Genomic DNA, 18,624 nt, shown 5'->3' with positions numbered 1-18,624 from the left:
AAGCGGAAACCCGTCACTCGCGGGTGAGGCCGGGCGGGAGGGCGTCCTCGTCGGGCGTCACGCGGCGGGCGTTGAGCAGCGGCTCGCGGCGCAGGGCGTCGATCAGGTTCTCCGGGCCGCCGACGCAGGTCCAGGTGTCGTCCCACAGGGCTGAGGCGAGCCAGCTCCGGTCCTGCGGGAAGAACAGGTCCGGGAGGGCGCCGTCGCCGCGCATGTGGCCTCGGCGCCAGGTGAGGGCTTGGGCGGGGCCGGCTTCGACCAGGACGTAGGGCCAGCCGGCGTAGAGGGGGACGCGCGGGGCCTGGCTGAAGACGACGTCGTGGGCGCCGGTTTCCAGGTAGCCCAGCCACCACGGCTGGGCCTGGGGGTGGCGGGTCAGGGTGTCGATGACGGCGCGCTCGTGGGTGTCGATCGGCACGCTCTCGTCCCAGTGCAGGGTGGCGTACGCCGGGAAGACCGGCGGGATCGCGGACGTGACCGAGAAGCCGGCCCGGGTGCCGCCGGCGATCCAGGCCACGTCCGCTGCCGTGCCGAAGCGCGGGGTGTCCGTCAGAGGGCCTCTCCCGCGGCCTCGAGGAAGGTGTCGTTCTCCTCGGGGGTGCCGATGGTGACGCGGACGCCGTCGCCCTGGAAGGGGCGGACGATCACGCCGCGCTTCTCGCAGGCGGCGGCGAAGGCGGCGGAGCGGTCGGCGAGCGGGAGCCAGACGAAGTTGGCCTGGCTGGTGGGGACGTCGGCGCCCAGTTTGCGGAGCTCGGCGGTGACCCGGTCGCGTTCGGCGATGACGACGGCGCAGCGGCGGACGACCTCGGGCTCGGCGTCGAGGGCGGCGAGGGCGGCGGCCTGCGCGACCATGCTGGTCGAGAAGGGCGTGAGAACCTTGCGGATCGCGGCGGCGACGGCCGGCTGGGCGACCAAGTAGCCGACGCGGAGGCCGGCCAGGCCCCACGCCTTGCTCAGGGTGCGCAGGATGACGACGTTGGGCCGATCACCGTACGTGGCCAGGCCGTCCGGGACCTCGTCGTCCGTGACGAATTCGCGGTACGCCTCGTCGAGCACCACGAGCGTGTCGTCCGGCACGGCGTCGAGGAAGCGGTCGAGCTCGTCGCGGCGGACGCTCGTACCCGTGGGGTTGTTGGGGTTGCAGACGATGGCCAGGCGGGTCCGGTCCGTCACGGCGTCGGCCATCGCGCGCAGGTCGTGGCCGTGCTCCGGGGTGTTGGGGACCCGGATGCTGCTGGCGCCGACGCCGGTGGCGATGATCGGGTACGCCTCGAAGGAGCGCCACGAGTAGAGGATCTCGTCGCCCGGCAGGCAGGTCGCCTTGGCCAGGTGCTCGGCCAGCGCGACCGAGCCGCCGCCGGTGACGATGCGGCCGGGGTCGACGCCGAGCCGCTCGGCGAGCTTGGCCCGCAGCGCCAGCACCCCCATGTCGGGGTAGCGGTGCGACTGGGTGACCGCCTCCGCGATCGCCTCGGCCACGCCGGGCAGCGGCCCGAACGGCACCTCGTTGCTGGCCAGCTTGACCGCCTCGGCGATGCCGAGCTCGCGGGCCAGGTCGGCGACGTTGCGACCGGGCACGTACGCGGGCAGCGCGTCCAGGTCCGCGCGCGTCAGCCTGGTCATCGTCGTCCTCCTGAGATGTCGTTCTCACCGGCGGAGGGCTCCGCCGGCTGGAATTGCCGGGGCGGCACCGCGACCACGACGGTGCGCGCGGACTTGTCGTGCAGGGCCTGGTGCAGCTTCGGCTCGAAGAGCACCGAGCCCGCGTAGATCAGCTGGGCGATGAAGCCGATGTAGCAGCTCCACAGCGGCGTCCACATGCCCAGCCGGCTCCACCGGGCGAACGCGCGGCCGCCGCCGAGCGGGCCGGTGTCGTCGAGCTTCATGACCTTGATGCCCATGATCCGCTTGCCGAGGGTCTGCCCGCTCGCCGCGAGCGCCGGCACCTCGTACGCACACCAGAGCGCCGTGGCCACGACCAGCATCGCCAGGTAGATCCAGCTGGCCCGGGGCGACGCGGAGCCCGTCTCGGCGGTCAGCGGGTCGGCCATGATCGCGCGGTAGGTGGGCTCGATCTCGAGCCACAGCTGGTACGCGAGCCAGCCGTTGACGATGACGTTGAGCACGAGCACCACGGCGATGTCGATCAGCCGGGCGACCAGGCGGCGGCCGAGCCCGGCGAGCGCGAGGCCGTGCGGGCGGGCCTGCACCGGATAGGGGAACGGGAACGGCGGGTAGCCGGGCGGGGGCTGCCATCCGGGCGGCGGTCCCTGCCACCCCTGCGGCGGTGGTCCTTGCCAACCCTGCGGCGGCGGTCCCTGCCATCCCGGGGGCGGCGGCGGTTGCTGCCATCCGGGGGGCGGCGGTTGCCAGCCGGGCGGCGGCGCGCCCCAGCCCGGCGGCGGCCCCTGGATCGGGGGCGGGGCCTGCACGGGCGGCGCGCTCAGGACGGGCGGAGTGGCCGGCGTCACCGGCGCAACCGGTGCCGGTTCGGGCGCGGGCGCGGGCTCCTCGGCGGGCGGCGGGCCGTCGGGCGGTGTCTGGTCCGCCGGGAGCGGCTTGCCCAGCCAGCCCTCGCCGTCCCACCAGCGCTGGGTCGACGGGTCGGCCGGGTCCTTGTACCAACCGGCGGGTAGCGAACTCATGGCGAAACCTTTATCACGGCAGGCTGCGTGCCCTTCTCAGGCACGGTCGGGCGGCGGGACAAAACCGCAGCAACCGGGCCGACAGGCACGATTGCCACGGCTTCGCCCGCCGAGGTCACGGGGACAGTCTTACAGGTTCCCGCGCGCCTCCTGCTCCCGCTCGATGGCTTCGAAGAGCGCCTTGAAGTTGCCCTTGCCGAAACCGAGTGACCCGTGCCGCTCGATCAGCTCGAAGAAGACCGTCGGCCGGTCCTGCACGGGCTTGGTGAAGATCTGCAGCAGATAGCCGTCCTCGTCCCGGTCGACCAGGATGCCGCGCTTCTTGAGCTCCTCGATCGGCGCCCGGACCTCACCGATCCTCGCCCGCAGCTCAGGGTCGTCGTAGTACGAGTCCGGCGTCGTGAGGAACTCCAGGCCGGCCGCGCGCATGGCGTCGACCGACGCGATGATGTCGTTGGTCGCCACGGCCACGTGCTGGGCGCCCGGGCCGCCGTAGAACTCGAGGTACTCGTCGATCTGCGACTTGCGCTGCGAGACGGCCGGCTCGTTGAGCGGGAACTTGACCTTGCGCGTGCCGTCGGCGACGACTTTGCTCATCAGCGCCGAATAGTCGGTGGCGATGTCGTCCCCGATGAACTCGGCCATGTTGGTGAAGCCCATGACCCGGCGGTAGAACTCGACCCACTCGTCCATGCGGCCCAGCTCGACGTTGCCGACCACGTGGTCGACCGCCTGGAAGTAGCGCTTGGGCTGCAGGCCGGCCGCGACGGCGGCGCTCCGGTCGACGATCGGATCGCGGGTGACGAAGCCGGGCAGGAACGGCCCGTCGTACTGCGAGCGGTCGATGAGCGAGTGCAGCGTGTCCCCGTACGCCCCGATCGTCGCGATCCGGACCGTGCCGTGCTCGTCCTTCACGTCATGGGGATCGGTGACCGCGCGAGCACCGGCGGCAACGGCGTGCGCGTAGGCCTTGTCGACGTCCGGCACCTCGAGCGCGATGTCGGAGATGCCGTCGCTGTGCTTCGTCACGTGGTCGCTGCCCGGGGCGCCGGCGTGCACCGCACCCACGAGCACGAACCGGGCCGAGCCGCTGATCAGCACGTACTCGGCGTGGTCGCGGAAGCCCTGCTCGGGCCCGCGATAGGCCACGCAGCTCATGCCGAACGCGGTGGAGTAGTAGTGGGCGGCCTGCTTGGCGTTGCCCACGAGGAAGCGGAGGTGGTCGACGCCCTTGACGGGGAAGACGTCCCGGGTCGCCGTCGCTTGTGCCATCGTCTGCGTCATGCCGTGACGTTGACCTACGTCACACTGCTGGGCAACAGTCCAAATTTCAGCTGCGCACTCTGTGCATTTGGTAGAGTACGTACGCACTATGGCTGGACAAGATGCACACCTGGACGCACTCGACGGCCGGCTCCTCGCCCTGCTCGCGGAGGAGCCCCGGATCGGGGTGCTGGAGCTGAGCCGGCGACTGGCCGTGGCGCGCGGCACGGTGCAGGCCCGGCTCGACAAGCTGACAGCCCGCGGCACGATCCGGGGCTTCGGGCCCGACGTCGTGCCGGCCGCGATCGGCTTCACGGTGACCAGCTTCGTGACTCTGGAGATCTCCCAGCGCTACGGGCACACGGCCGTCACCGCGCACTTGGCGGAGATCCCCGAGGTGCTGGAGGCGCACACGATCACGGGCACGGGCGACCTCATGTGCCGCATCGTGGCCCGGTCCAATGCGGACCTGCAGCGGGTGATCGACCAGGTTCTCGCGTACGAGGGAATCCTGCGCGCCTCGACCATCATCGCCCTGGCCGAGCAGATCCCCTACCGGACGATGCCGTTGGTCCGCGCGGCGAGCGGGGCATAAACCATCGACACGGACGAATCGGGCTGATCTTGTGGACGGTCCGGCGTCGTTAAGTTGATCGTCGTGGCATCCAAGGCGGCGAAGGGTACGGCTCTCGCCGGCCTCGTGACCGTCATCGTGCTCGCCTCCACCGGGGTGTGGAACCCGTTCCCGCGGCTCTGGGCCTGGATCAGCGCCGGTGACCCGATCGCCGAGGGCGTGGCGACCTGGCAGACCGCGGCGGGCGGCTCGCCGGAGAGCATCACGATCACCGGCGGCTCGGCGGTCGTGGAGTACCGGACGTCCGTCGAGGCGTACGGGCTGACCGCCGGCGTGCGGCTCTGGAAGTCCGACGCCGACTGGGCCGGGGTCGCCGGCAAGGACGCCGACGCGGTCGTGGTCGTGGGGCGCCTGCTCACCAAGGGCTACGAGGTGCTCGATCCGGCCACCGGCGCCGTGCGGCGCAAGGACGACGGCGCCACGGCGGTGTGGACCTACTCCGACGCGATCCTCGACCTGCGCTGCGCCAAGGCGAGCTCGTGCCGGCTGAGCGCCTGGGAACCGCACGGCACCAAGCCGATGTGGACGGTCGAGACGCAGGGCATCGGCTTCGTGCTCGACGCGGCGAACCCCGATCTGCCCGACACCCAGCCGATCAGCTCACCGCGGGTGGACAAGCGCGCCGCCGGGCCCGTACGGCTGCCCGACCTCATCGGGCTGCCCGGCGACGGCAAGATCCAGATCGTCGACACGGCGCAGGGGCGGGCGGTCGAGACCCGGAAGCCCGCCGGGAACCAGCGCGTCGCCGTGGTCGGCAGCCGCGTGCTCACGGTCACCGGCGACGCCCGCGACGGCACCTGCTACTACGGCGTCACGGCGCACGATCCGCCGCACGCCCAGGCCGCGTGGCAACGCGACGGGCTCAACCTGCGCACGGCCGACAACGGCAACGACTGCGCCCAGGACAAGGATCCCGCCGGTGGCTCCGACGTGGTGCTCGGCGTCGACCCGTACGGCCGGCAGGAACTGATCGCCGCCCACGACGGCCGGACGCTCTGGCACGGCGACAAGGGGCAGAGCGTGCTGGCCGTCAACAACGCGTACGCGCTGATCCGCAGTGCCGATGGGGCAACTCTCAGTGCCCGCTCGTTCAGCCGGAGCGGGACGGCGTGGCGGCGGTCGATCGGGCGGGAGACGTCGGCGGCGCTGACCCCGTACGCGGGAATCATCGCCGACCCGGAACCCGGCCGCATCGTCGCGGTGAGCCCGCGCACCGGCAAGGTCCTGGTCGACGTGAAGACCGCGGCGAACGTCTTCGCGGCCGGTCCGGACGGGTTGATCCTGGTCGACGGCCGGGACCTCGCCTACGTCCCCTACGCCCCGTGATCGATCTTGGTGACGTGACTGTCACCATGGCGTGACCACGCTGGTTCGCACCGGCGGATGCCGCTGGCCTAAAGTTGCCCGTCATGAGCAGAGCCGCCGCTTTCTCGTACTCGCCGTTGTTGCCGACCGGCGAGGACACCACCGAGTACCGACTGCTCGCGGACGAGGGTGTCGACGTGGTGCACGGTCCCGGCGGCCGGCGCTTCCTGACCGTCGAGCCGGAGCTGCTCACCCTGCTCACGGCCGAGGCCATGCACGACATCGCGCACTTCCTGCGCCCGGCCCACCTCGCCCAGCTGCGCGCGATCATCGACGACCCCCGGGCCTCGCCCAACGACCGCTTCGTCGCCCTCGACCTGCTGCGCAACGCCAACATCGCGGCCGGCGGCGTGCTGCCGATGTGCCAGGACACCGGCACGGCGATCGTCATGGGCAAGCGCGGCCGTCACGTCCTGACCGACGGCACCGACGAGGAGGCCATCGCCCGGGGCGTCTACGAGGCGTACACCCGGTTGAACCTGCGCTACTCCCAGCTCGCGCCGCTGACGATGTGGGACGAGCGCAACACGGGGTCCAACCTCCCGGCCCAGATCGAGCTGTACGCCGAGGACCCGGGCGGGGCCCCGGACGCCTACAAGTTCCTCTTCATGGCCAAGGGCGGCGGCTCGGCCAACAAGTCGTACCTCTACCAGGAGACCAAGGCGCTGCTGAACCCGGCGCGCATGATGGAGTTCCTGGACGAGAAGCTCCGGCTCATCGGCACGTCCGCGTGCCCGCCCTACCACCTCGCCGTGGTCATCGGCGGCACGAGCGGCGAGCACGCCCTCAAGACCGCCAAGCTGGCCAGCGCGAAATACCTCGACAACCTCCCGCGCGCCGGCTCGATGACCGGCCACGGCTTCCGCGACGTCGAGCTCGAGGCCGCCGTGCTCGAGCTGACCCGCGACTTCGGCATCGGCGCCCAGTTCGGCGGCCGCTACTTCTGCCACGACGTCCGCGTCATCCGCCTGCCCCGGCACGGGGCCTCCTGCCCGGTCGCCATCGCCGTCTCCTGCTCGGCCGACCGCCAGGCCCTCGCCAAGATCACCCCCTCGGGCGTCTGGCTCGAGCGCCTCGAGCCCGACCCGGCCCGCTTCCTCCCCGACGTCGAGCTCACCGAGGGCGACGTCGTCCAGGTCGACCTCAACCGCCCGATGGCCGAGATCCGCGCCGAGCTGGCCAAATACCCGGTCAAGACGCGCCTGTCCCTGACCGGCCCGCTCGTCGTCGCCCGCGACATCGCCCACGCCAAGATCGCCGAACGCCTCGACGCCGGCGAGCCCATGCCGCAATATCTGCGCGACCACGCCGTCTATTACGCCGGCCCGGCCAAGACCCCGGAGGGCTACGCCTCGGGCTCCTTCGGCCCGACCACGGCCGGCCGCATGGACGCCTACGTCGAGAAGTTCCAGGCCGCCGGCGGCTCGCTGGTCATGCTGGCCAAGGGCAACCGCTCCGGCCAGGTCACCCGCGCGTGCCAAACCTACGGCGGCTTCTACCTGGGCTCCATCGGCGGCCCGGCGGCGCGGCTCGCCCAGGACTGCATCCGGCACGTCGAGGTGCTCGAATACCCCGAGTTGGGCATGGAAGCCGTCTGGCGCATCGAGGTCGAGGACTTCCCGGCCTTCATCGTCGTCGACGACAAGGGCAACGACTTCTTCGCCGAGGTCACCAAGCCGGTCCTGAGCATCGGCCGCCGCTGAGCCACCTCGACCGCGGCATGCTCCGCCAGCGACAGTGACTGGATGCCCGCGGTGCAGAGCAGGTGTGCCCACCCCGCCAGGCCGGCGCGCAGCCGCGTCTCGACGTCGGCGATGGCGACGGTGGGCAGGAACAGCTGGATCAGGCCCGCCTCGGCTTCGGCGAGCAGCGCTTCGACGCCGAGGTGGGCGAAGGGACATCTCGATCGCCGAGGCGTCGAAGACGTAGCGCGGCACCATCGTCAGGAGTAGAGCCGCTCGGCTGCCGCCTGGGCCTCGCGGTTGGCGCGCTCGTACTCCGCGCGCTGCTCGGCGGTCATGGCATGCCGGGTGATGCCGCGCTGTGCGTCGCGCAGGTCGAGCAGCGACACCCCTTGGCGCGCGAGAGCGGCCCGCACAGCGGCGCGGTCGAAGTCGGCGAGAGCGGCGACCAGAGCGGGAGCGGCAAGGTCAACTTGCTTGGTAGCAATGTCCATGGGTCAAGGCTGGTGCCGGGCACCTCCGGGAACACAACAGCGAGAAGGCACGATGTGAGCGGCTGGGCGCTACGGGGTGCGGTTCCAGGTCCAGGCGTAGCCCGTGTCCTCGACGGACAGTGCCGCCTCGCACAGGTCAAGGGGCCGGAACGTGTCGACCATCACGGCGAGTTCGTCGAAGGACGAGACGCCCAGGGAGCGTTCGACGGCGCCGGGCTGGGGGCCGTGGGTGAAGCCGGACGGGTGAAGGGACAGCGAGCCCTGTTCGATGCCCGAGCCGCGGCGGGCCTCGTAGTTGCCGCCGGTGTAGAACATCAGCTCGTCGGAGTCGACGTTGTGGTGGTTGTAGGGGACCGGCACGGCGAGCGGGTGGTAGTCGACCTTGCGGGGGACGAAGGAGCAGACGACGAAGTTCGGCCCCTCGAAGGTCTGGTGGACGGGCGGCGGCTGGTGGACGCGGCCGGTGATGGGCTCGAAGTCGTGGATCGAGAAGGCCCACGGGTAGAGGCAGCCGTCCCAGCCGGCCACGTCGAAGGGGTGGTGGGCGTACACGTGGCGGGTCCATCCGGCCCGATGCTTGACGTAGACCTCGACGTCCGTTTCGTCCCGGATGTCGGCAAAAGACGGCCCCCGCACGTCCCGCTCGCAGTAGGGGGCGTGCTCCAGGAACTGCCCCCGCACGGAAAGATAGCGGCGCGGCGGTCCAATGTGGCCGGTGGCCTCGATGGTCAGCAGCCGCACCGGCCCGGACGGCACGATGCGATGCACCACCGACGTCGGAATGATGACATAGTCGCCCGACGAAACGGACAGATTGCCGAACGTCGTCTCGATCGTCGCCGAGCCCTCCTCCACATAGAGGCACTCGTCGCCCACGGCGTCGCGGTAGAGCGGGGACGGCCGGTCCGCCACGACATAGCCGATGCGGACGTCGTTGTTGGCGAGCAACGGCTGGCGCCCCAGCACAGCGTCCGCCGGGCCGGCTGTCAGCTTGTGAGTGCGCAGGTGGCGGGGCACGAGCGGCAGGTTCGGGGTCCGGGCGACCACGGGTGGCTCATGCGTGGCGGCGGACACCAGCGCGGTCGGCGGATGCCGGTGATAGAGCAGGGACGAGTCGGAGGAGAAGCCCTCCTGGCCCATCAGCTCCTCGGCATAGAGGCCGCCGTCGGGCCGGCGGAACTGGGTGTGCCGCTTGCGGGGGATCTCCCCGGCAGTGCGGTAGTACGGCATCGTCGCCACCACCTAACAAGACATCACGGTCGGTGTTGTCCAGCTCTCGCAGCGTCCATTAGGTTCGGTGGCGTGTCAACGCTGGTGCCCCCGATCTTCCGCGGGCTCGTGGACGACGCGTCCGTGCTGCCGCCGGGCGCGCCGGGCTCCGATGCGGTCGGCTCCCACCGCAAGCACCGCGAGAGCTGGTACGCGCCCCTGCTCGGCGCGTTGCTCGTACCCTCGTCGGTTGCGGCCTTCAACATCTCCCCGCACGGCCTGAAGGTCGGCGTGGTGAGCGACACCGGCATCGCGGCGCTCCCGGCGACGGTCACGAAGCTGCGGGCCGGCGGCTCCCGGGTGGCGCAGGTGGAGGCGCTGGTCGCGCGGCGCGGCGAGGATCCCCAGCCCGGCGTGCGGGCCCTGCGCGAGTTCGCCGAGACCTTCTCCGACCTGCAGGTGTACGCCGAGATCCCGCTCAGCTGGGGCCTGCTCGCCGCCCTCGACTCCGTGGCCGCGACCCACTCGGGCGGAGGTCCCGCGCTGCGCCCGAAGTTCCGGGTGGGCGGGCTCGCGTCGGAGCTGTTCCCGACGCCGGTCGAGCTGGCCGCCGTGATCTGCGCCTGCCGCGACCGGGCCCTGCCGTTCAAGCTGGCCGCCGGGCTCCGCCACGCGCTGCGGCACACCGACCCGGAGACCGGCTTCACGCATCACGGCTTCCTCAACGTGCTGGTGGCGTCCGCGCTGGCGGCCGAGGGCGGCGAGGTGGCCGAGGTCGCGGAGGTGCTGGCGGCGACCCATCCGGTGCCGCTGGTCGAGCCGACCCGCGAACGCCGGGACGAGCCGCGCCCGCTCTGGGTCGGCTTCGGGACGGCCAACGTCCTCGAGCCCCTCACCGAGCTCGTCCGGCTGGGCCTGGTGAACGGCGGCTACGAGTGACGCTGTTCGGACCGGACAACCTGCCCTACGGCGTCTTCTCCGAGCCGGGCCACGAGCGTCGCATCGGAGTTCGGCTGGACGACGTCGTGCTCGATGTCTCCGAGCTTCTGCCGTGGCCGTCGCTCAACCCGTTCCTTGCCCTGGGCCGTCCGGAGTGGACACGCATTCGCGGCGAAATTCGCTCCGAACTCCGGCGATGGCGACAAATCGCCCTCGGCGCCGTCGAGCTGCACATGCCGTTCGAGGTGGCGGATTACACGGACTTCTACTCCTCCGAGCACCACGCCGTGAACGTCAGCCGCATCCTGCGCCCCGGCGAGCCCGGCCTCCCGCCGCAGTGGAAGCACCTGCCCATCGGCTACCACGGCCGCGCGGGCACGGTCGTCGTCTCCGGGACGCCGGTCCGCCGCCCGTACGGACAGCTGGGTCCCGGTCTCTTCGGCCCGGCGCAGCGCCTGGACATCGAGGCGGAGGTCGGCTTCGTCGTCGGGACGCCCGGCGCGAGGATCCCGACGACAGCCTGGCGAGATCACGTGTTCGGCGTGGTCCTCGTCAACGACTGGTCGGCGCGGGACATCCAGGCGTTCGAATACCGCCCGCTCGGCCCGTTCCTCGCCAAATCCTTCGCCACATCGATCTCGCCGTGGGTCACACCGCTCGAAGCGTTCGCCGACGGAAAGCCCCCGGAACAAGACCCGCAACCGCTGCCCTACTTGCTGCCGCCCGGCTCGGGGCTCGACGTCACGCTGCGCGTCGAGTGGAACGGCACCGAGGTGAGCCGGCCCTCCTACAACCACATGTACTGGACGGCCGCCCAGCAGCTCGCGCATCTCACCGTCAACGGGGCTGCCGTGCGTACCGGGGATCTCTTCGCGTCCGGGACGGTGTCCGGGCCCACCCAGACGGGGTCCTTCCTTGAGCTGACCGAGAACGGCACACGGCCGGTGCGGCTGGGCAACGGCGACGAGCGTGGCTTTCTCGAGGACGGCGACCAGGTGACGATCAGTGCCACGGCCGCGGGGGCGGAGGGCGGCACGATCGGCTTGGGACCGGTGTCGGGAACTGTCTGTCCCTGAGGGGCAACTTTCCGTACGGTGAGGGCATGTCCACGGTCGCGGTCACCCGCCTGGTCGAAGCGCCTGTCGCCGAGGTCTGGCGCGTCTTCACCGACCTGCCCCGGCGGCGCGACTGGCTCTCCACCGTCACGCGCGTCGACATGCTCACCCGCGGCCCCTTCGGCAAGGGCACGGTCTGGCGCGAGACCCGCGTAATGGTCGACGGCGGGGAGATCACCGAGGAGTTCCGCGTACGCGAATGCGCCGTCCCCGAGAAGTTCGTCGTCGCCTCGCCCGGGATCGGCGCCGACTACCGGATGACGTACACGTTCGTGCCCGTGATCGAGGGGCGGCACCGGGGCGGGACGATGGTGACCGTGATCCAGGACGGCAGCCCCACGGCCCCGGCCGGGCGGCTGCTGGCGCTCGTGTTCGGCGGGCTCGCGGCCCGTACGGTCGAGGGTGCTCTCCGTCGTGACCTCGACGATCTGGCCTCGGCCGCCTGAACTACTGTCGCGGGCGTGACCCGGAAACTGCTGCTCGCCCTCGCCGCGGTCGTCGTGCTCGCCGCGGCCGGCCTGACCGGGTGGCGGGTGCTCCGCCCGGCCGAGCTGTCCGAGCCGGCCACGACCCCCTACCCGGTGGCGCAGATCCGGCCGGCGGGTGTGACCGGCAAGCTGACCCAGGCGCCCCTGGTCGTCGACGGGACGATCCGCGTGTACGCCGGCCCGCGAGTGGTGAAGGCCGACGCGCCGGTCGGGGCGAAGACGATGTACACGCCCCGCTGGTCGTACCGGCGGTGGCCCCAGCAGCTGACCGGCATCGTCGCGGCCGGGACGACGGTCGTGAGCCGGTGGTCGGACGGGAAGCTGGTCGCGCTCGACGGGCGTACGGGGAAGGTGGTCTGGCGGTTCGACGGGCCCGCCGCGACGCCGGTCGAGGGGCGGACCGGGGCGGACGCGGTCTGGGCCCCCGCCGGTCTGTTCACACACGGAAACACGGTGATCATGTCGGACGGTCGCCGGGCCACCGCGGTCTCCGAAGGCACCGAACGGTGGAGCGCCGACTGTGCCGACGCCTTCGTCACCGCTGGCGGGGCTCTGGTCTGCAGCGGCGGGGCGTACGACGTGGCGACCGGGAAGAAGGTGGACTGGCCGGCGGGCCCCTACGCGGCGCTCGGCTGCGACGTGGCCCGCTCGGGCTGCGCGGGCCTGCGGGACAGCGCCGGACAGGGCTGGCTGGCGTCGGGCCGACTGGTCCGCGCCCCGGCGCTGGACTCCCCCACCGCCACGGCCGGCGGCGATCTCGTTCTCGACACCGCGGGCGGCATTGTGACCGCCTCCGGGGCCGCGACCTGGCGCTGGACCGGCACGGCGCAGGTGCTCGGCGTGCGCGCGGGCAAGGTCGTCCTGCTCACATCGGCCCAGCAGCTCGTCACCCTCGACGCGGCGACGGGCGCGGAGCTCACGGCCTTCCCGCTCTATGTCCGCGACGAGCGCAAGGAGCCCTGGAAGCCCCACCTGTGGCAGGTCACCGACTCCTTCGTCGCGATCGAGCGCCTGTGGCCGGAGGCGACCGGCGATCCGGACGAGGTGAAGCACTACTACGGCATCGACCCCGTCATCGCGGCCGCTTTCTAGACCAGCGTGGTGAGCAGTGCCGTCCAGGCCTCCTCGGCGGCACCAGCGAGCGGGCCGTCGTCGCCGAGGGCGGCGGCGAGGACCGGCGGCGGGTTCTCGCGGCGGAAGCCCATCAGGCCGGCGCGATAGGCCTCCTCGATCCGCTCCGGCGCGGCCAGCAGCAGGTCGAGGCCGAGACCGCCCAGTGTCACCAGGTCCGGGTCAAGCCCGTTGACCAGGCCCGCGATGCCCCGGCCGAGCGCGGTCGCGACGGTCGCCGTCGCGGCCGCCGGCTCGGGCTCGGGCGACGCGATGACGCGGCGGGCGTAGGAGATCGGGTCGCGGGGCGGCTCGTGGCCGAGCAGGCGGGCGAGCGCCGAGCCGTCGACGGCGGTTCCCCAGCATCCGTACGCCCCGCAGGGACACGCCACGGCCGGGTCCCCGAACGGCATGTGCCCGAACTCGCCCGCCGCGCCCACGGCCCCGACCAGCACCTTGCCCCCGTCGACCACGGCCCCGCCGAGCCCCGCCTCCACGCGCAGGTGGAGGGCGACCGAGGCGCCGACGGCCACGCCCCGATGGGACTCGGCGCTGGCCGCGAGGGTGGCGTCGTTGCCCGCCACGAAGATCTCCGCCTTGGGCCACACGGCGGCCAGGTCGACGCCCCGCCAGCCGAGGTTGCTGGCGTCGAGCAGGAGGTCGGGCGACACGATGCCCGGGGCGGCGAGGCCGATGCCGCGGATGCGGTCCCCGTACTGGCGGCGCAGCCCGGCCACCGCCGCACCGACCGCCGCGACCACCTCGTCGCCGCCGCGGCCGCCCAGCTCCTCGCGGACCGAGGCGAGCGTCCCGCCGCCGAGCTCGACCACGTCGGCCCGCCACTGCTCGTGCGTGATCGACGCGGCTGCGATCAGGGGCCCGCGCGGGTGCGGGATGAGCGCGGTGGTCGGCCGCCCGCGGGCCCCGCTCGGCGCGGCCGGCTCCTCGGCCAGCAGTCCGGCCTGCCCGAGCCGGCCGACCAGCTCGGTGGTGGCGCCGGTGCCGACCCCGATCAGCCGGGCCGCGTCCGCCCGGGTGACCCCGGGGCGGGCGTGCACCACCCGCAGCAGCTCGGTCGCACGCGTCGTCACACGTTCTCCTTCGGACGAGGATGTGAGGCTTTCGCCCTATCCTCGCCCCGACCCGCCCGATCCGCGTGCTGCCTCACGGCGTGTTTTGATCGACTACCTCTCCGTGGCGGTCATCCGATGTGGAAGCTGTCCCCGTAGACCGAGAAATCGAGCGGGGTGTTCAGGTCGAGGTTGCCGTTGCGCAGGAACACGCGCTGGGCGGTGTCGACCCGGGTGGTGTCGGAGTGGGCCTCCTCCTTCTTCATCTCGGCGACCCGCTCGTCGAGGAAGGCGTTCAGCCAGGCCGTCTCCGTCCCGCCCTGGGCCGGCGGCTTGGCCTTCCGCAGCGCGCGGGTGCGGATCGAGCGCATGCCCTCGTACCCGTGCATGACAGCGGCGTCGTAGTAGATGAACTGGCCGAGCGCACGTACGCCGTCGCTCTTGCCGTCGCGCACCGACGGGTTGAAGTAGACCCGGTCGCGCTCCGACTCCTGGGCGGCCTGGAAGACCGGGTCGGCCGCGGCCGTACGCCAATCGGCCGGGAAGTTGGGGTCGAGCCCGGCGTGCGAGTCGGTGCCGTCGACCGAGCGCAGCGCGGGCAGGTACTTGGCCAGCACGTTGCCGGGCTTGGTCGCCGTGTAGGCCTCGACCAGCTCCAGCATGTCGCCGGTGCCCGAGCAGAAGCCGATGATCCCGGCCGTGTAGCCGCGCCCGTCCTCGATGTCCTCGATGTAGCGGAACTGCGCCCGCCAGTCCAGCGACGAGTTCTCGGCGGCCGAGACGATCTGCATCGCCACGTCCTTCTTGGTGGGGTCGTCGAGGTTGACGGTGACGGCGGCGCCGGCCGGCAGCATGCCGTAGGCCGTAGCGGCCGTGGCGACCAGGACCGTGCTCAGGGCACAGAGCAGCCTTGTTCGAGCTCTCATGACGCTCCTCGTGAGGGGATCGAACGCCGGGGTGGGGGCCCCTTTGTTCGGAGATTGAAGGAAGCGAATGGAGACGATAGATCAGTTAAGGTACTTAATCAATAGCCTTGACTCCCGGGCGCCGCGGGCCTACCGTCGCGCTGACTGTTAAACACTTTGCCTATTGCCGAGGGGGCCCGGTGACTCGCCTGGCGGGGTCGTCCAAGCTGCTGCGGGCCATGAACGAGAGCGCCGCCCTGGCTCACCTGCTGGAGCCCGGCGGCCTCACCCGGGCCGATCTGCGCAAGCTCACCGAGCTCTCGACGCCGACCATCTCCGAGGTGCTGCGCCGGCTCACCGGGGCCGGGCTGGTGTCCGTGATCGGCCACGACAGCGGTCGCCCGGGGCCGAACGCCGAGATCTACGCGGCCAATCCCGACGCGGCGTACGCGGCCGCCGTCTCGATCCGCGACGTCGGCACCAGCCACGCGCCCGCGGTGACCGCCGCTCTCTGCGATCTGACCGGCACGGTTCGGGCCCGGCTGCAGACGCCCGTCGACTTCCTCGTGACCGACCCCGCGACGGCCGTGGTCGACGCGGTCGCCGCGCTCGTGGCCGAGGCCGGGGTGGCGACCGAGGCGGTGCGACACGTGCAGCTGGGCGTCGCGGGCTCGTACGACTCCCGGGCCGAGACGATCCGGCACGTCGACATCCCCGGATTCGCCCGCCCCGGCCTGGTCCCCGCGATCGCCGCCGCGCTGGGTACCCGGGTCGGCGTCGACAACGACGTCAACCTGGCCGCGGTGGCCGAGCGACGCCGGGGCGCCGGACGGGACGCGGACGGTTTCGCGCTGCTGTGGCTCGGGGCGGACGGCCTCGGTCTCGCCATCGACCTGGGCGGCACGCTGCTGCGCGGGGCCCGGGGCGGCGCGGGCGAGATCGGCTACATGCCGCTCTACGCGCCGGACTCCACCCATCGCAAGGTCGACCTGCAGGACCTCATCGGCGGCTCGGCCGTCCTGGCGCTCGGCCGCGAGCACGGGGTGCCGGGGGCCACGCCGGTCGAGGTGGCCACGGCGGGAGCCGCTTCCGCGGAGTTCCTGAGCGAGCTGGCCGACCGGATCTCGGTGGGTCTGGCCGCCGTGATCGCCGTGCTCGACCCCTCGCTCGTGGTGCTCGCGGGGCCGGTCGCCCAGGCCGCCGGCCGGCCGCTGCTCGACGCCGTCACCACCGCCCTGGGCCGGGCCGCGCCGCTCGAGAGCACGGTCGCCCTCACCACGCTGGACGACGACGCGGTGCTGCTGGGAGCGCTGGACGCCGGCCTCCACGCCGTCCGCGAGGCATTGATCGCCACCATCCGGGAGAGCCAGTGAAGATCGCAGTGGTCGGCGGCGGGTCGACCTACACGCCCGAGCTGGTGGACGGCTTCGCCCGGCTGCGCGACTCCGGGCTACGGGTCGACGAGCTGGTCCTCATCGACCCGGCCGCCGAGCGGCTGGAGATCGTGGGCGCCTTCGCCGCGCGGATCTTCGCCGCGTACGGGCACCCGGGCCGGGTGACGTGGACGACGGATCTGGACGCCGGGGTGACCGACGCCGACGTCGCCGTGATCCAGCTGCGGGTCGGCGGGCAGGCCGCGCGGATCGGGGACGAGACGTTCCCGCTGGACTGCGGCTGCGTGGGACAGGAGACCACCGGGGCGGGCGGGCTGGCCAAGGCGCTGCGTACGGTCCCCGTGGTCCTCGACGTCGCCGAGCGCGTCCGCCGCCGGGCCAAACCGGACGCGTGGATCGTCGACTTCACCAACCCGGTCGGCGTCGTCACCCGCGCCCTGCTCGACGCCGGCCACCGCGCGGTCGGGCTGTGCAACGTGGCCATCGGCTTCCAGCGGCGCTTCGCCCGGATGCTCGGCGTGGACCCGGCCGCGGTGGCGCTCGACCACGTCGGCCTCAACCACCTGACGTGGGAGCGGGCCGCCTGGGTGGACGGGGTGGACCGGCTGCCCGAGCTGCTCGACGGGCACCTGGCGGAGCTGGCGGCCGAGGTCGAGCTGGCGCCCGAGGTGCTCACGACGCTGGGCAACGTGCCGTCCTACTACTTGAGCTACTTCTACGCCCACGACGAGCACGTCCGGAACGCGCGCACTTCTCCGCCCCGGGGGCAGCGGGTGGCCGAGATCGAGGCGACGCTGCTTTCTCTTTACCAAGACCCGGCGTTGGACGAGAAGCCCGCGCTGCTCGGGGAGCGCGGCGGCGCGTTCTACTCCGAGGCCGCGGTCGGGCTCATCGCGGCGCTGCACGGGCTCGACCCCGAGGGCACGCACTCGGTCAACGTCCGCAACTACGGCACGCTGCCGTTCCTGAGCGACCAGGCCGTGATCGAGGTGTCGACCCGGGTCGGCGGGGACGGGCCGGTGCTGCAGCCGGTCGCGCCGCTGGCACCCGAGCTGGCCGGGCTGGTCGCGCACGTGTCGGCGTACGAGGAGCTCGCCCTGGAAGCCGCCCTGCGCGGCGGGCGGCAGCGGGTCTTCCGCGCGCTGCTCGCCCACCCCCTGGTCGGTCAGTACGAGCTCGCGGACCAGCTCACCGGCAAGCTGCTCGCCACGGGAGCGCAGCATCTCGCATGGGCTCGATGACAGCCCGGACACCCGCGCCGCGCGCGACGGCCCCGGCGACCTGGCTCGCCGTCGACGGGGGCAATTCCAAGACCGACCTCGTCTTCGGTACGGCCGATGGCCACGTCGCCGGCTACTTCCGCGGCCCGACCGTGTCGCCGCACGTCGTCGGGCTCGACGGCACAGTGCGCGGGCTCGGCGCGTTGATCGCCGCGGCGGGCCTCGGTCCGGTCGACGTCGCCGCCTTCTCCCTCGCCGGCGCCGACCTGCCCGCGGAGGTCGACCAGCTCCACGCCGCCCTCGGCGCGCAGGGCTGGGGCCGCAAGACGATCGTCGACAACGACTGCTTCGCCCTGCTTCGCGCGGGCACCGCCAGCCCCGACGCCGTCGCCGTGGTCTGCGGCGCGGGCACCAACTGCGTCGGGCGCCGGGCTGACGGGCAGACCGCGCGGTTCCTGGCCCTCGGCCCGATCTCCGGCGACTGGGGCGGGGGCCACGACCTCGCGGACCACACCTTGCGGCTGGCGGCTCGCGGCGAGGACGGCCGGGACGCGCCGACCGCGCTCTCGGCGGCTGTCGCGGCGCACTTCGGGCGGGCGACGGTCGAGGAGGTCAGCATCGGCCTCCACCTGGGCGACATCCCGGCTGACCGGCTCTTCTCGCTGCCGCCGGTGCTGTTCGCCACGGCGACGGCCGGGGACGAGGCCGCGCTTTCCCTGGTACGCCGGCAGGCCGACGAGATCCTCGCCCAGCACCGGGTGGCGGCCGGGCGGCTCGGGCTGCTCTCGCGGCCGCACGCGCTCGTGCTCGGCGGCGGCGTGCTGCACGCGCGACATCCGGTCCTGCACGACCTGATCGTGGCCGGTGCGGTCGCCCAGGCGCCCGCCGTCGAGATCACCGTCCTGGACACGCCGCCGGTGGTGGGTGCGGCCCTCCTGGCGGTGGACGCGCTGGGTGGAGACCCTTCCGCCGAGCCCTCGGTACGCACTCAGCTCGCCGCCGCCGGGCCCACCCCGGTCACGACCGCCGGTTCTTTGCCTCCGTCATGATCGCCGAGTCTTTGCTTCCGTCATGATCGCCGGGTCTTT

18 protein-coding genes are annotated in these 18,624 nt (G+C 72.4%); 10 read left to right on the top strand and 8 right to left on the bottom strand.

The window, feature by feature from the left end; genetic code table 11:
* Positions 1–13: 13 nt before the first annotated feature.
* The 4 genes from RAN62_RS26785 to hppD form a co-directional block, all read right to left on the bottom strand.
* Positions 14–553, bottom strand: a complete 540-nt coding sequence (locus RAN62_RS26785) for a hypothetical protein (protein ID WP_438874554.1) — start codon at positions 551–553, stop codon at positions 14–16.
* Positions 550–1,626 (bottom strand): histidinol-phosphate transaminase, encoded by a 1,077-nt coding sequence (gene hisC, locus RAN62_RS26780; RefSeq protein ID WP_305787524.1) that lies wholly within the window; start codon positions 1,624–1,626, stop codon positions 550–552. The genes RAN62_RS26785 and hisC overlap by 4 nt, the downstream gene beginning before the upstream one ends.
* On the bottom strand, positions 1,623–2,648 hold the full coding sequence (locus tag RAN62_RS26775; protein ID WP_305787523.1) for an RDD family protein: 1,026 nt from the start codon (positions 2,646–2,648) through the stop codon (positions 1,623–1,625). Before RAN62_RS26775 ends, hisC begins: the two co-directional genes overlap by 4 nt.
* A gap of 129 nt (positions 2,649–2,777) precedes the next feature.
* The gene (hppD, locus tag RAN62_RS26770) at positions 2,778–3,932 is read right to left on the bottom strand and encodes a 4-hydroxyphenylpyruvate dioxygenase (protein WP_305787522.1); all 1,155 of its coding nucleotides are present in this window, start codon (positions 3,930–3,932) and stop codon (positions 2,778–2,780) included.
* 88 nt (positions 3,933–4,020) lie between these two features.
* On the opposite strand from hppD, the gene RAN62_RS26765 reads away from it, so the two are divergent.
* From RAN62_RS26765 to RAN62_RS26755, 3 genes are all read left to right on the top strand, one after another.
* Positions 4,021–4,506, top strand: a complete 486-nt coding sequence (locus RAN62_RS26765) for an Lrp/AsnC family transcriptional regulator (RefSeq protein WP_305787521.1) — start codon at positions 4,021–4,023, stop codon at positions 4,504–4,506.
* Positions 4,507–4,569: 63 nt separating this feature from the next.
* Positions 4,570–5,871, top strand: a complete 1,302-nt coding sequence (locus RAN62_RS26760; protein ID WP_305787520.1) for a hypothetical protein — start codon at positions 4,570–4,572, stop codon at positions 5,869–5,871.
* A gap of 83 nt (positions 5,872–5,954) precedes the next feature.
* Positions 5,955–7,613 carry a fumarate hydratase gene (locus RAN62_RS26755; protein WP_305787519.1) on the top strand — a complete coding sequence of 553 codons (1,659 nt, stop codon included), beginning with the start codon at positions 5,955–5,957 and terminating at the stop codon, positions 7,611–7,613.
* A 239-nt stretch (positions 7,614–7,852) separates the two neighbouring features.
* On the opposite strand, the gene RAN62_RS26750 is transcribed toward RAN62_RS26755, so the two are convergent.
* Complete coding sequence (locus tag RAN62_RS26750) at positions 7,853–8,086, bottom strand: hypothetical protein (protein WP_305787518.1); 234 nt, start codon at positions 8,084–8,086, stop codon at positions 7,853–7,855.
* 69 nt (positions 8,087–8,155) lie between these two features.
* Positions 8,156–9,316: a homogentisate 1,2-dioxygenase gene (locus RAN62_RS26745; RefSeq protein ID WP_305787517.1), complete on the bottom strand. Its 1,161-nt coding sequence runs from the start codon at positions 9,314–9,316 to the stop codon at positions 8,156–8,158.
* Between the two features lie 72 nt (positions 9,317–9,388).
* Here RAN62_RS26745 and RAN62_RS26740 point away from each other — a divergent pair, with 72 nt between their 5' ends.
* Genes RAN62_RS26740 through RAN62_RS26725 form a run of 4 tightly spaced genes read left to right on the top strand, consistent with a single transcriptional unit; the run spans position 9,389 to position 12,929 of the window.
* Positions 9,389–10,234 (top strand): hypothetical protein, encoded by an 846-nt coding sequence (locus tag RAN62_RS26740; protein ID WP_305787516.1) that lies wholly within the window; start codon positions 9,389–9,391, stop codon positions 10,232–10,234.
* Positions 10,231–11,310, top strand: a complete 1,080-nt coding sequence (locus RAN62_RS26735; RefSeq protein ID WP_305787515.1) for a fumarylacetoacetate hydrolase family protein — start codon at positions 10,231–10,233, stop codon at positions 11,308–11,310. The genes RAN62_RS26740 and RAN62_RS26735 overlap by 4 nt, the downstream gene beginning before the upstream one ends.
* A 26-nt stretch (positions 11,311–11,336) precedes the next feature.
* Positions 11,337–11,795: an SRPBCC family protein gene (locus tag RAN62_RS26730; protein WP_305787514.1), complete on the top strand. Its 459-nt coding sequence runs from the start codon at positions 11,337–11,339 to the stop codon at positions 11,793–11,795.
* A 15-nt stretch (positions 11,796–11,810) separates the two neighbouring features.
* On the top strand, positions 11,811–12,929 hold the full coding sequence (locus RAN62_RS26725) for an outer membrane protein assembly factor BamB family protein (RefSeq protein ID WP_305787513.1): 1,119 nt from the start codon (positions 11,811–11,813) through the stop codon (positions 12,927–12,929).
* Here RAN62_RS26725 and RAN62_RS26720 read toward each other — a convergent pair.
* The gene (locus tag RAN62_RS26720) at positions 12,926–14,038 is read right to left on the bottom strand and encodes an ROK family transcriptional regulator (protein ID WP_305787512.1); all 1,113 of its coding nucleotides are present in this window, start codon (positions 14,036–14,038) and stop codon (positions 12,926–12,928) included. The two genes, RAN62_RS26725 and RAN62_RS26720, sit on opposite strands and share 4 nt — an antisense overlap.
* 110 nt (positions 14,039–14,148) lie before the next feature.
* Positions 14,149–14,943: a chitosanase gene (locus RAN62_RS26715; protein ID WP_305787511.1), complete on the bottom strand. Its 795-nt coding sequence runs from the start codon at positions 14,941–14,943 to the stop codon at positions 14,149–14,151.
* Between the two features lie 179 nt (positions 14,944–15,122).
* On the opposite strand from RAN62_RS26715, the gene RAN62_RS26710 reads away from it, so the two are divergent.
* Genes RAN62_RS26710 through RAN62_RS26700 form a run of 3 tightly spaced genes read left to right on the top strand, consistent with a single transcriptional unit; the run spans position 15,123 to position 18,585 of the window.
* Positions 15,123–16,295, top strand: a complete 1,173-nt coding sequence (locus RAN62_RS26710) for an ROK family transcriptional regulator (protein ID WP_305787510.1) — start codon at positions 15,123–15,125, stop codon at positions 16,293–16,295.
* Positions 16,292–17,557 (top strand): 6-phospho-beta-glucosidase, encoded by a 1,266-nt coding sequence (locus RAN62_RS26705; protein ID WP_305787509.1) that lies wholly within the window; start codon positions 16,292–16,294, stop codon positions 17,555–17,557. The genes RAN62_RS26710 and RAN62_RS26705 overlap by 4 nt, the downstream gene beginning before the upstream one ends.
* Entirely contained in the window at positions 17,554–18,585 is a 1,032-nt protein-coding gene (locus RAN62_RS26700) for an N-acetylglucosamine kinase (protein ID WP_305787508.1), read from the top strand. Before RAN62_RS26705 ends, RAN62_RS26700 begins: the two co-directional genes overlap by 4 nt.
* Positions 18,586–18,624 lie beyond the last annotated feature (39 nt).

It is taken from the genome of Symbioplanes lichenis (assembly GCF_030709675.1).
GTDB lineage: Bacteria > Actinomycetota > Actinomycetes > Mycobacteriales > Micromonosporaceae > Actinoplanes > Actinoplanes lichenis.
The sequence above is the reverse complement of the archived record's forward strand: the minus strand, read 5'-3'. Positions and strand labels throughout refer to the sequence as shown.

What these genes read in the sequence shown, in the direction of transcription:
- hisC (WP_305787524.1), bottom strand. Translation starts at nt 1,626, where the DNA reads ATGACCAGGCTGACGCGCGCGGACCTGGACGCGCTGCCCGCGTACGTG.
- RAN62_RS26775 (WP_305787523.1), bottom strand. Translation starts at nt 2,648, where the DNA reads ATGAGTTCGCTACCCGCCGGTTGGTACAAGGACCCGGCCGACCCGTCG.
- hppD (WP_305787522.1), bottom strand. Translation starts at nt 3,932, where the DNA reads ATGACGCAGACGATGGCACAAGCGACGGCGACCCGGGACGTCTTCCCC.
- RAN62_RS26765 (WP_305787521.1), top strand. Translation starts at nt 4,021, where the DNA reads ATGGCTGGACAAGATGCACACCTGGACGCACTCGACGGCCGGCTCCTC.
- RAN62_RS26755 (WP_305787519.1), top strand. Translation starts at nt 5,955, where the DNA reads ATGAGCAGAGCCGCCGCTTTCTCGTACTCGCCGTTGTTGCCGACCGGC.
- RAN62_RS26750 (WP_305787518.1), bottom strand. Translation starts at nt 8,086, where the DNA reads ATGGACATTGCTACCAAGCAAGTTGACCTTGCCGCTCCCGCTCTGGTC.
- RAN62_RS26745 (WP_305787517.1), bottom strand. Translation starts at nt 9,316, where the DNA reads ATGCCGTACTACCGCACTGCCGGGGAGATCCCCCGCAAGCGGCACACC.
- RAN62_RS26730 (WP_305787514.1), top strand. Translation starts at nt 11,337, where the DNA reads ATGTCCACGGTCGCGGTCACCCGCCTGGTCGAAGCGCCTGTCGCCGAG.
- RAN62_RS26715 (WP_305787511.1), bottom strand. Translation starts at nt 14,943, where the DNA reads ATGAGAGCTCGAACAAGGCTGCTCTGTGCCCTGAGCACGGTCCTGGTC.
- RAN62_RS26700 (WP_305787508.1), top strand. Translation starts at nt 17,554, where the DNA reads ATGACAGCCCGGACACCCGCGCCGCGCGCGACGGCCCCGGCGACCTGG.